Here is an 11,296-nt window from a genome sequence, read left to right on the forward strand (position 1 = left end):
GGCGGTGTTTCGTGCCAGCGGTAGGGGCTGTTCGGTCGCGGCGAAGTGGCCGCCGGCGGGCATGGGCCACCAACGCTGGACGTTGTAGGTGCGTTCGGCCCATTCGCGGGGCGGTGCGCCGTCGTCGAGGAATTGGTTGGCGAAGACGGACACGGCGGTCGGTACATCGACCCGGTCTTCAGGGCCCAGGGATTCGTGTGCGAGGTTGTCGACGTAATCGCGCATGGAGGGTGTGATGGTTTCGGTGCACCAGTAGAGCGTGATGACGGTGAGCAGGAAGTCCCGGGAGAAGGAGTGTTCGATGTCGCCCTTGCAGTCGGACCATGCCCGCCACTTCTCCAGTACCCACGCGGCCAGTCCGGCCGGTGAGTCGTTGAGCGCGTAGCCGAGGGTCTGGGGCCGGGTGGACTGGATCGCACCGTAGCCGCGGTCGTCCGAGCGCCAGCGACGATATTGGGCGAGGTAGGCACGCTCCGCTGCGGACAGGGGGCGGGTGCCGGGTCCGGTGTGGGGATGCAGGTCGAGGTTGCTGAGATGGATCCCGATCAGGCTTTGCGGGTGATCGAGGGCCAGGTAGGTGGTGACCGCCGACCCGAAGTCGGCTCCTTGAGCGCCGTAGCGCCGGTATCCTAGGCTGCCCATGAGTTCGTGCCATAGTCCGGCGACGCGGCGGGTGTTCACTCCTGTCCGGTCGGGGCGTTCGGAAAAGCCGTATCCGGGCAGTGAGGGAATGACGACGTCGAAGGCCGGGCCGTCGATGCCGTGTGCGGCCGGATCGGTCAGCAACGGCACCAACGGCAGATATTCGACGAATGAACTCGGCCAGCCATGAGTGAGGACCAACGGGATGCCCTGCCCGTTGACGGCCTTTTCGTGCACGAAGTGGAGCTTCACTCCATCGACCTCGGTGCGGAACTGTTTGAAGCCGTTGAGCCGGCGCTCCTGGGCGCGCCAGTCGAAGTCGTCCGCCCAGTAGGCCAGCACCTGCCGCAGGTAGTCGAGGTCCGTGCCCTGTTGCCAGGCGGGTGCTGGCGAGCGCTGGGGCCATCGGGTGCGGTGAATACGGGCCCGCAAGTCACTGAGGGTCTCCTCAGTCACCGCGATGGTGAATGGCTCGATGGACGGCATCGGACGCGGCCCCCCTTTCGAGCTTCTCCTGGCACATGGTCGTCGGCTCCTGATCTGTATGCCGCGGATTCGGCCGGCTGCATCGCCGCCTCAGTCCGGTTCGGCCCCCCTCTGAAGCAACCTCATACCGGGCAAATATAGGTGCAACCGATTGCTAAGGCAGCGCGCGCGTCGGACTCCAGCGGGACTTTCCGGCGAGGAGTTCGGTACGGCTCGCAACCGTTGGCAAGGACCGACAGCAGTGAACAGAGCCACCAGCGGGGTCAGGGCTTCGGTTCTGGCGGGGGGCTGGTGAGGTGGGCGTAGACGACGATGTTCGCGCTGTAGCTGGTGTTCTTGGTGAAGGTCCCGGCACAGGTGATGAGCCGTAGGTCGGAACGCTTGGCTTGGGCGTAGACCTTGTGGCTGGGGAAGTCGCTTCTCTCCCGGCGGGTGCGGGGATGGACCCTGACTGGTCAGCGACGCGCTAGGTGTATTCCTGATGGTGACTCAGCAGGAGGGGGGAGAGATATGTGCCAGGCTCCAGCCGTAGCAGGGCAACGTTCTGGGTGGGATGAATCTCGATGCCTCGTACGACGGCCGGCTGCCGACGTCCGTCCGTGCCACGTAAGAGGACAGCCGCTTCCCTCAGAGTGAGCTGCTCGGCAACGTGTGCGGCGGTCATGGCGAGACCGTCGGTGCCGTTGAGTAAGAAGGCAGTCCCGGCGAAGCCCTTGTTGCGCAGGAGGCTGTCCGGCATGCGCCGGATCTTCGCTACGGGGATGACAATGTTGGCCAGTTGGCCCTCTCACTGGTCGCGCCGTTGTGCGCTGGTGACGGCGAGTATGGCTGCGGTGAGCGCCCATACCGCGTAGACGGTCCAGGCTCCGCTGGTCGTCCACGGGTAGTCGGTCTGGTGGGGGCCGATCTCCACGAGCCGCAACCACGCCTGATAGAGCGTGGCGTGAGCGGCGACCGCAGACCAGTGACGGCCTTCGGTGAAGACGGTGGGCAGCACGAGGATGACCGCCACGGCGGCGGTCATGGTGGCCGAGGTGTGCCTGATGACGGAGCCGATGGCCATGCCGACGACCGCGCACACGGGTGCGAGGAGGGCGGACGCCGCTACGACACGCAGGGCGCCCGGGTAGCTGATCGATATGCCGGCGTCCCGGCGGTCGAGGATCGCCTGTGTCAGGCCGAATGAGGCCCCCGCGACGATCGAGCCGAAGACGGTGGTGACCGCGGTGACGACCACTGTTTTGGCGGCCATCACCGAACGGCGGGCCGGAACGGCCGCGAACGTCGTGCGAATGGTGCCCGTGCTGTATTCGCCGATGATCGCGAGGGCGCCGAGGGCACCGAGGGCGAGCATCATGACCATGGCGGCGTTCGCCGTGAATGCCTCCTGCAGCGGAATTCCGGCTTGGACGTAGTCGGCCCGGTCCGCCGCGCTCCGCTCCGGCCAGTAGTTGTAGGTGTCGTAGGCGGTTCCCGCGTTGAACGCGATGACGGCCAGGGCAGTGGCCCCGTACGCGATCCAGGTCGAACGCAGCGACCGAAGCTTGATCCACTCGGCGGCCACCAGGTCGTAGAAGCGGGCGCGGGGTTCGTCGGTGCCAAGTCCGCCAACGGGAGCGTATGTCGTGGTCACTGGGGGTCTCCTGCGGGGTATTGCACGCTGTCGGCGGTGAGCTCCATGAATGCCTGTTCCAATGAGGCGGGCCGGGTGCCGAGGTGATGCAGCAAAATGCGGTGTTCCATGGCGATCTCACCGATCCGGGCCGCGGTCATACCGGTCACGGCAAGCAGGTCGCCCGCCGTGTCCACGGCCGCGCCCTCGGCCATCAGCAGATCTCTCAGGGCGGCAGCGGCGGGCGTGCCCACCGTGACGCTCTGCCGGGTGCCGCGAGCGGAGAACTCCGTGAGGCTTTCCGCCGCGATCAGCTCGCCGCGGCCGATGACGATCAGCTGGTCGGCGGTGTGCTCCATCTCGGACATGAGATGGCTGGAGACGAACACCGTGCGGCCCTCGGCGGCCAGACGCCTGAACAGGTCACGCACCCACTTCACGCCTTCCGGGTCGAGGCCGTTGAGCGGCTCGTCGAAGAGCAGTACCGGGGGGTCGCCGAGCAGGGCGGAAGCGATGCCGAGCCGCTGCTTCATGCCGAGCGAGAATCCGCCGACGCGGCGCCGGGCGACCTCGGCGAGGCCGACTTCCCGCAGCACCTCCTCCACCCGGTGCTGCGGGATGCGGTTGCTGCGGGCCAGGGCGGACAGCTGCGCCACCGCGCTGCGCCCGCCGTGCACATCGTGCGCGTCGAGAAGGGAGCCGACATGACGCAGGCCGCGGGGGCGGTCGCGGAAAGGGCGGCCGTCGACGGTGACGGTGCCGCTGGTGGGCTCATGCAAGCCGAGGATCATCCGCAGTGTGGTGCTCTTGCCGGCGCCGTTCGGACCGAGAAACCCGGTCACCTGGCCGGGCCGCACGGTGAAGGTCAGATCTTTGACGGCCGTCGTGCCGGCGTATCGCTTCGTGAGCTCGTTGACTTCGATCACGGGGACAACGGTGCCGGTGGGCGACCCTGCCTGTCATCGGACCACCGGTGACGATCGGAGAGGACGGGTGTCAACCGTGGTTGTACGGCCGCGGTCGGATGTGCCGTCAGATGCAGGTGCTTACGATCAATGCATGTCTGCCTCACCGCCGCTGCCGTTGCCGCTGCTCAAACGCATACCGCCGGGCCTGTGGACGGCACTGGCGTGGTACGCGGCAGCAGTCGAACCCATTGTCGAGTACGTCGTGATGCCGCAAGCGCCGACGTACTCGCTCAACTACCCCCAGGACGGGCTCGACTCGCTCGGAGCCCAGGCGCTGCTCGCCGTCGCCTTCGTGCTGATCCTGGCCGGCAGTGCGGTGCTGCGCCGCAGGACCTCCGCCGCGTACGGTCTGGTGATCGTCGCTACGGTCATCTCGACGGTGGCCTGGCGGCAGGATGAGATTCCGCCCACGCAGTTCCTGGCCGTGGATATCGCCCTCTGCTACCTCGCAGCCACCCGGCCTCGGCGCAGCTCGCTCACCGCGGCCGCCGCGGCGCTCGGCATACTGGCCGGCTACCTCGTCCTGCGGTTGATCACGGGCGACGATTCCAGCATCGCGCAGGAGCCGCTCGTGGCCCTGAGCGTGGTCATCGCCTGGCTCATCGGTAATTCGTCGCATCAGGCCCGGGTCCACACCGCAGAGTTGCACGCCCGGGCCGCTGCCGAGGCCGTCACCGCCGAGCGGCTGCGCATCGCTCGCGAGATGCACGACACCGTCGCCCACAGTATCGGCATCATCGCCTTGCAGGCCGGCGCTGCGGCCCGGGTCATCGAAACTCAGCCGGCCAGAGCCCGCGAGGCGATGCTCACCGTGGAGATGGCCGGCCGCGAGACACTGTCCGGGCTGCGAAGAATGCTCGGCGCGCTGCGACAGGCCGACCACGACGAGGAACGCCAAGGCCGCGCGCACGCGCCGGGATCCCTGCGACCGGCCGCCGGACTGGCGAACGTGGAACAGCTCGCCGCGACGACCACGGCCGCCGGGGTCCGCGTGGAGGTGCGGTGGCAGGGCAGGCGGCGCCCGCTGCCGGCCGACATCGACGTCGCGGCGTTCCGGATCGTCCAGGAGTCGGTGACCAACGCCGTACGGCACTCGGGTGCCGATTCCTGCCAGGTGCGCATTGACTACCGCGCGGACGAACTCGCCGTCGAGGTCTCGGACCGAGGCAAAGGCGGCGGCACCAGCACGGACACTGGATACGGCCTGATCGGCATGCGTGAGCGGGCCGCCCTGCTGCACGGCGATTTCACGGCCGGGTCCCGTCCCGGGGGCGGCTTCCTGGTAGCGGCCAGACTCCCGGCCCCGGCAGATACCGCGGCAGAAGCGAAGGCGGGAGCGTGATGACCATCCGTGTCGTGCTCACCGACGACCAGCCCCTGGTCCGGGCCGCCCTGCAGATGGTCATAACCGACACCGCGGACATCGAGGTGGTGGGCGAGGCAGAAGACGGCGCGGAAGCGGTACGCCTGACGGCGGAACTTGCCCCCGACGTCGTCGTGATGGACCTGCGGATGCCCGGTATGGACGGCATCGAGGCCACCGGGCTGATCACGGCGGGCACCGGCGCCACACGTGTCGTCGTCCTGACGACCTTCGACGACGACGACCACGTCTATGGGGCGCTGCACGCCGGCGCGTCCGGATTCCTCGTCAAGGACATGGCTCTGGACGACATCCTTGCCGCAATCCGGATCGTTGCCGCCGGGGACGCTCTGATCGCACCAGCCGTTACACGCCGGCTGATCAAAGAGTTCACCCGACCCGCAGTGTCACCGCCGCGGCGGTCGGAGCTCGACGGCATCACCGCCCGGGAACGGGAGGTGCTGACCCTCGTCGGCAGAGGCCTGTCCAATACGGAGATCGCAGGCGAGCTCTCCATCAGCATCGCCACCGCCAAGACCTACCTGACCCGCCTGCTCGCCAAGCTCAATGCCCGCGACCGGGTGCAGCTAGTGATCCTGGCCTATGAGTCGGGCCTGGTGGCGACATCCCAGTGAGTGGACGGACGGGCCTTGACCCCGAATGCTGAACACGGGTTATGCGGCTGGTGCCAGCGTAGGGGGCCTCCCCCTGAGTGGTGGACACGCTGATACTGGATCTGCTTGATCCGGAGGAAGCGAGAAGACCGCCGATGGCGATGAAGGACTATTCGGACGAATTCAAGGCCGATGCCGTGGCCCTGTACGAGTCCACACCCGGGGGGACGTACAAGAGCATCGCCGCTGACCTGGGCATCAACCGGGCGACCCTGCGTGAGTGGGTGCTGCGGGACCGCGGACGCCGTGGCGTCACCGCCGCGCCTACGCGGCCTGCCTCCCAGCCGGCAGCGGTCGCATCGGCGGATCCGGACGAGCGGGTCCGCCGCCTGGAGGCAAGGGTGGCGGAACTCGAGGCGAGTGAGCGCAAGCTCGCCACCGAGCGGGACATCCTGCGCAAGGCGGCCAAGTATTTCGCCGGGGAGACGAACTGGTGATCAGCCGCTTCCAGTTCGTTGACGACCACCGGGCCACCTACGAGGTGAAGCGGCTGTGCCAGGTCCTGGACGTCAACCGGTCCAGCTACTACAAGTGGTGCGCCGGCGCCGAAGCCCGCGCCGCCCGGCAGCGGGAGGAAGTGGTCCTGGCCGAACAGATCCGCCGGGTCCACGGCGAGTCCGGCGGCGCCTGCGGCTCCCCTCGGGTGACCGCCGAGCTCCGCGAGAACGGCCACCGAGTCAACGAGAAACGGGTCGCCCGGGTCATGCGGACGTTCGACATCACCGGGATCCGCCTGCGCAGACGTGTCCGCACCACCGTCCCCGACCCGGCAGCCGGGACCGCCCCAGACCTGTTCGGCCGGGACTTCAACGCCACCGAGCCCGGACTCAAGCTCATGGGCGACATCACCTATCTCCCCCTCCAGGGAGGGAAGTTCCTTTATCTCGCGACGGTGCTGGACTGCTTCAGCCGCAAGGCCGTCGGCTGGTCCATCGCCGAACACATGCGCACCGACCTGGTCACTGACGCCCTGCGGATGGCCGCCCGCACCCGCGGCTCCCTGGACGGCGCGGTCTTTCAGTCCGACCACGGGGCCCAGGGCGGATCCAGGGCCTACGCCGGCCTCTGCGACCAGCTCGGGGTGACCCGGTCGATGGGCAAGGTCGGCACCAGCGCCGACAACGCCGCCTGCGAAAGCTTCCACGCCTCCCTGAAACGCGAGACCCTCCAGGGCGCCCACGACTACGGCGACGCCACCACCTGCCGCCGCACCGTCTTCGCCTGGCTGACCCGCTACAACACCCGACGCCGACACTCCACCAACGGCCACCTCAGCCCCGACGAATACGAACGACGACACCACGCCGCCAAACTCACGCTCGCCGCGTGACCAATAACCGCGTGCCCACGTTCGTGGGGGAAGGCCCGTGGAGGGTTCCTCCTTGTAGGGGGCCGGCTTGCTTCGCGCCCCAGGTCAGGCTGTGCCGCGGCTCGCGATTCGTAGAAAGTGCCGTCGCGGAGCATGGTGAACAGGACGTCGATGCGGCGTTGTGCGAGGCAGCTTGGGTGTGGGTTTTACCCTGGGCCGGTTTGCGGTCGTCGTAGGTGCGGGAGGCCGGGTCGGCGAGGGAGGCGAACGTGGCGAGGGAGAAGGCGTGTTTGAGCTGTTTGTTCCCCCGTCGTGAGGGTTGTTCGCCTCGGATGGAGGAGCCGGTGATGCGGGAGGCGGGTGCCAGGCCGGTGTAGGAGGCGAGGTGTCCCGCGGTGGCGAAGGTGCTGGCGTCGCCCCAGCGGTGCTCCAGACCTTGGCACGCTCAAGCCCAATTCCGTCACCCGCGGACGCCCAGAACGCAAAATATTGGAGCGTAGATCATCGCAGCAGCGACCAGCTGTCGCCGCCAGTCCACAGACCATCGCAGGTGAACGGGGCCGTCCCGCTTGTTGTGCGGGCGAGCCTTGTTACGCGCATCTCGGAGAGTCTCGTTCGCCTTCTGATACGTCGGGTAACCGCTGAACGAGCCGATCAGAGACCCGCCGAAGGCGATCGAACCTATCTCTCGCCCGTCGTGCAATTGGGTTCTGTCGACGATCTTGTGATCCGGACGGTTCGGGCTCAGTGTGCGAGCAGGACTCGTTTGCGAAGGAGAGCGAGGCTGGCCCTGCCGAACATCTGGCGCTTCAGCATCTTCAGCCGGTTGACGTTGCCCTCAACGGCGCCGGAACTGTAGGCCAGGGACAGTCCGTTGCGGACGGCGTCGAAGCCGCGGCGGAGGTTGCGGGCAAAGCCTGCGAGCGGGACCAGGGTGGCCTGCTCGGCGTCGGTGATCCAGCCCTCGAGGCGGTCGCCGTGGAGTCCGGTCATCATCGCGGCGAACTTCCGGACATGGACTGTGAGCCGGTCGAGCTCGGGATCCCGATCGCGCAGACGATGGAGCTTGTCGGCGTCCTCGTCTCGCAGGTGCTCGGGGTGGGTCATGATCCAGGAGGTGACCTCGCGGACCGACGGCGGCTTCGGTCCGAGCTGGGGTGCGTGCCCGCGCCCGGTGCGGTAGCGCCGCAGATGGCGCTGGACGGCCAATTCGCCGCCCGGATAGCCGAGTTGCTGGATCTCTCGGTAGAGCTGGGCGGCATTTCTGACGCCTTCGTTCCAGCGCCGGTGCAGGTGCGGGACGTACGGATCGACGATATGTGCCCGCTGCAGGCTCTTGGCGACGACATCGTCCGAGGAGCGGGAGTTGACCAGCTTGCGGACGGTGGCCTGGTGCAGCCCGAGCTTCCGCCCGATCGCCGCCTTCGACATGCCGGTGGCCCACAGCTCGTGGGCGGCGGCGTGTTGCTCACGCAGCCGAGTCACGATCTTCAGCTCCGAAGGTGGTCGAACCTCCTCCGGCTCCGCCTCCAGGGCATCAGGCATCTCGGCAGTGCTCGAAGCCGGCTCGGCCAGACGGGAGCGATGGGCGTTCACCGACTTCTCGACCGCTTGGCCGAGGTTGGCCCACAGGTGATAGCGATCAGCGACCTGTTCGGCCTGTGGGGCCCCAAGTCGTGCACCCTCCGCGTATCCGCCGGAGCGGTCGCGGCAGATGACCTTCACTTCGGGGTGGTCGCGGAGCCACGCGGCCAGATCCTCACCCTCACGGCCGTCGTAGAGGTGCAGGGGACGGTGGGTGGCCATGTCGATGAGCACGGTGCCGTAATGCCGCCCCTTGCGGAAGGCGAAGTCATCAACACCGAGTACCTCCACCTCGCCGATCTCCGGATCGGGCAGCGCTCTGACCAGCCGTAACAGCGTGTCCTTGCCCACGGTGATGCCGAGCGTGGCAGCGAGGCGGGCTCCCGCCCGGCCAGCCAGAACCAGCCCGACCCGTGTCAACACCTCACGCAGCAGCGGGCTATAGCGACTGTGCGGGGTGGTCAGTCCGCGATCTGCTCGGCGAACGTCACCGCCGTGCAGGCCGGGTTCTCGCAGCGGAATCGGCGCACGCACAACTCGATCACCACACCGAGTCCACCGACGGCGACATCACGCAGCCTGCGTACATACCGACCATGCACCTGAGCCGAGCTCTGGCCGCACCGGCAGGTTCCAGTCGCCGATCGCACCCGGGTCCGCAACACCACCTTGTCCGGCTGTCTCTCGACCTCCTCGATCAACAGCGCGGACAGGTAAGGAAACAGCTCCAAGAGCACATCACGAGAGCACGCGATGCATGATCGCGAACAGTCGGCACGGGCCGCTCGACCGTCCGGATCACAAGATCGTCGACAGAACCCGCAATTGGATGCACAAGCCATCGCTCACTGTCACCCGTGCAACGTCTTGCCAAGCAACAGTGGAGGTCACAAGGATGTTGGTGATGGACACATGGGTGACGGTGAACCGGATTGCCGAGTGCCATCCGAGCATCCAGATGAAGAGAGTGAACGCGGCAATCACCAACGGCGGACCATAGCCAGCATCAGGGAGAAAGCCGGCGACCCCGACCGCACACACGTAGAAACCTGTTCCCGCTGCCGTCGACAACCATGTGAACAACGGCCGGCGCACGACGTTTGCCGACACCACATCACCTCGCGAGGATCTTCCCCCTGGAGAAGGTGCCGGTCAACGCCGATGTGAGACGTCAAGCCGTCTCAAACTCCTCGATGGCTTGATCGTTGGAGCCGGTCTCACTTTCGACACCCTGAAGTCACTCTGACGGCCGGAGTCAGTAGTTGAGGTTCAGGTGGATCACTTTGTGTTTGACGGGGATGAGGCAGGTGTTTTTGCTGCAGGCTCCGTAACTGACGATCACGTCTGCCTGGCGGCTGCTGGTTTGTCGGACGGGCAGGGTGAACGTCACGGCACCGTTTGGATAGACGGGGATCTCGGACTGGAGACCTGCCGGTCGCAGGAGGCGGGTCGCGAGGTTCGCTGTCGGTTTGGCGACCGCGGTGAGACTGCCTTGCACCGACAGCCTGGTGGGGATGCCCAGTCCGTCGATGCCATGTGGGGGGAGGTCGATGCTGTAGATGTGGAAGCCGGGCTGTTGCGGCTTGAAGGTTGCCTGGAGCTCGCGCCGGCCGTTGGACGCAGGCAGCAGTGTGACGGTGACCGTGACGCCGTGAGCCGTGGCGTGAGCTGTCGGTTCAGGGACCCGGGTGGTTCCGCATCCGCTAAGGACAAGGATGGCAGCCGTGGCCGCGCCCAGGGCAACGCCCCACGCCCGTCCTGTCGTCACGTGCTTGCGCCGGGTGCCCAGCGGGTCAGGAATGCGCTGACCTGGTCAGGGTCCATGGCGCGGGCGTTGGAGAAGGCCCCGTCGTTCGTGGCGGTCCGGGGGGTCCCGTCCGACTTCAGGACGACCAGGGCTGGGATGCCGCTGGTCTGCAGGTCGACGTACTGTTCGGCGAGGTCGATGTTGTGGTCGAACTCGCCCACGTCCACAGCGACCACGACGTAATCCTTATGCAACAGCGGTTCGACCCGGGCCGAACGGAACAATGCGTCCAGTGACCCGCAGTCGGGACACCAGTTGGCACCGAAATCGATCAGCACTTCCCGGTGCTTCTTTGCCGCTGTCGCGAGGGCAGCCTGAATGTCGGCCTTTGCGTTTCGGCTGGCGTCGTATCCCTCCGGCAGACCGTGAGCGGCTGCCGGTGGCGCCGGGGCGGTCGGGCTGCTGGGGGACGTTGCAGCCTTGGGCACGCTGCTTGAAGGGGAAGTTGTCGTGGCCACCGGTGCCTGCGCTGCGGTGGTACTGCCGGAGTCGCAGCCGACGGTCAGTGTGATGGCTGATATGGCAGCCGCCAGGGCAAGACGTCTTCGGAGCATTGGGGGATCCCCTTCTGTAAGTGATCAGTCGCAGGAGGATAACGCTGGCCCGTTGGCGGCTCGTACTTGGGTTGACGATGCTCGAATCCCCGCAGCGCGGGGAGGTCTCGCCGCGTTGGCTGGTGCCGGCGTGGGACCCCAGCCAGTTGCGCAGCCGGCCGACTGCGGCCGGGGATAGCCGGGTTCGCCGGTGAAGGAATGTGGCGGTGCAGATCAGGATGACGGCAACTCCTGCCAGGACGCAGCGGAGCGCATCGACCACTGCGGAGACGTGCTCGGCTGTCGAGCCGTCGGAGT

The 11,296-nt window shown here is 67.1% G+C and carries 12 protein-coding genes and 1 pseudogene; 3 read left to right on the forward strand and 10 right to left on the reverse strand.

Annotation, left to right across the window (positions count from 1 at the left end):
• From HY68_RS35950 to HY68_RS35965, 4 genes are all read right to left on the reverse strand, one after another.
• Positions 1 to 1,128: epoxide hydrolase family protein (locus tag HY68_RS35950; RefSeq protein WP_063779745.1), on the reverse strand; the 1,128-nt coding region annotated here is incomplete at its 3' end.
• A 466-nt stretch (positions 1,129 to 1,594) separates the two neighbouring features.
• Positions 1,595 to 1,867: a trypsin-like peptidase domain-containing protein gene (locus tag HY68_RS35955; protein ID WP_042000017.1), complete on the reverse strand. Its 273-nt coding sequence runs from the start codon at positions 1,865 to 1,867 to the stop codon at positions 1,595 to 1,597.
• A gap of 48 nt (positions 1,868 to 1,915) precedes the next feature.
• Positions 1,916 to 2,761, reverse strand: coding sequence for an ABC transporter permease subunit (locus tag HY68_RS35960; RefSeq protein ID WP_042000019.1), 846 nt, complete (start codon positions 2,759 to 2,761; stop codon positions 1,916 to 1,918).
• The gene (locus HY68_RS35965; RefSeq protein ID WP_042000022.1) at positions 2,758 to 3,666 is read right to left on the reverse strand and encodes an ABC transporter ATP-binding protein; all 909 of its coding nucleotides are present in this window, start codon (positions 3,664 to 3,666) and stop codon (positions 2,758 to 2,760) included. The genes HY68_RS35960 and HY68_RS35965 overlap by 4 nt, the downstream gene beginning before the upstream one ends.
• A 133-nt stretch (positions 3,667 to 3,799) precedes the next feature.
• Here HY68_RS35965 and HY68_RS35970 point away from each other — a divergent pair, with 133 nt between their 5' ends.
• The 3 genes from HY68_RS35970 to HY68_RS35985 all read left to right on the forward strand — a co-directional run bounded on the left by HY68_RS35970 (position 3,800) and on the right by HY68_RS35985 (position 7,075).
• On the forward strand, positions 3,800 to 5,050 hold the full coding sequence (locus tag HY68_RS35970; RefSeq protein ID WP_198533504.1) for a sensor histidine kinase: 1,251 nt from the start codon (positions 3,800 to 3,802) through the stop codon (positions 5,048 to 5,050).
• On the forward strand, positions 5,050 to 5,706 hold the full coding sequence (locus tag HY68_RS35975) for a response regulator transcription factor (RefSeq protein ID WP_042000028.1): 657 nt from the start codon (positions 5,050 to 5,052) through the stop codon (positions 5,704 to 5,706). Before HY68_RS35970 ends, HY68_RS35975 begins: the two co-directional genes overlap by 1 nt.
• Before the next feature lie 134 nt (positions 5,707 to 5,840).
• A protein-coding gene (locus HY68_RS35985; RefSeq protein WP_241778876.1) for an IS3 family transposase occupies positions 5,841 to 7,075 on the forward strand; the annotation gives its coding sequence in 2 pieces (ribosomal slippage) (positions 5,841 to 6,162 and positions 6,162 to 7,075; 1,236 coding nt in all).
• Positions 7,076 to 7,173: 98 nt separating this feature from the next.
• Here HY68_RS35985 and HY68_RS41340 read toward each other — a convergent pair.
• The 6 genes and pseudogenes from HY68_RS41340 to HY68_RS41345 form a co-directional block, all read right to left on the reverse strand.
• Positions 7,174 to 7,457 (reverse strand): annotated as a pseudogene (locus HY68_RS41340) (transposase); the annotation flags it as partial.
• A gap of 341 nt (positions 7,458 to 7,798) precedes the next feature.
• Positions 7,799 to 9,172 carry an ISL3 family transposase gene (locus HY68_RS35990; RefSeq protein WP_206742987.1) on the reverse strand — a complete coding sequence of 458 codons (1,374 nt, stop codon included), beginning with the start codon at positions 9,170 to 9,172 and terminating at the stop codon, positions 7,799 to 7,801.
• The gene (locus HY68_RS44585; protein WP_063779746.1) at positions 9,100 to 9,375 is read right to left on the reverse strand and encodes a transposase family protein; all 276 of its coding nucleotides are present in this window, start codon (positions 9,373 to 9,375) and stop codon (positions 9,100 to 9,102) included. Before HY68_RS44585 ends, HY68_RS35990 begins: the two co-directional genes overlap by 73 nt.
• A gap of 61 nt (positions 9,376 to 9,436) precedes the next feature.
• On the reverse strand, positions 9,437 to 9,748 hold the full coding sequence (locus HY68_RS43095; protein WP_157874515.1) for a hypothetical protein: 312 nt from the start codon (positions 9,746 to 9,748) through the stop codon (positions 9,437 to 9,439).
• 145 nt (positions 9,749 to 9,893) lie between these two features.
• Positions 9,894 to 10,406 (reverse strand): hypothetical protein, encoded by a 513-nt coding sequence (locus HY68_RS36000; protein WP_042000035.1) that lies wholly within the window; start codon positions 10,404 to 10,406, stop codon positions 9,894 to 9,896.
• Positions 10,403 to 10,999: a thioredoxin family protein gene (locus tag HY68_RS41345; protein WP_078864116.1), complete on the reverse strand. Its 597-nt coding sequence runs from the start codon at positions 10,997 to 10,999 to the stop codon at positions 10,403 to 10,405. The genes HY68_RS36000 and HY68_RS41345 overlap by 4 nt, the downstream gene beginning before the upstream one ends.
• Between the last annotated feature and the right edge of the window lie 297 nt (positions 11,000 to 11,296).

The sequence above is a fragment of the Streptomyces sp. AcH 505 genome (assembly GCF_000818175.1).
GTDB lineage: Bacteria > Actinomycetota > Actinomycetes > Streptomycetales > Streptomycetaceae > Streptomyces.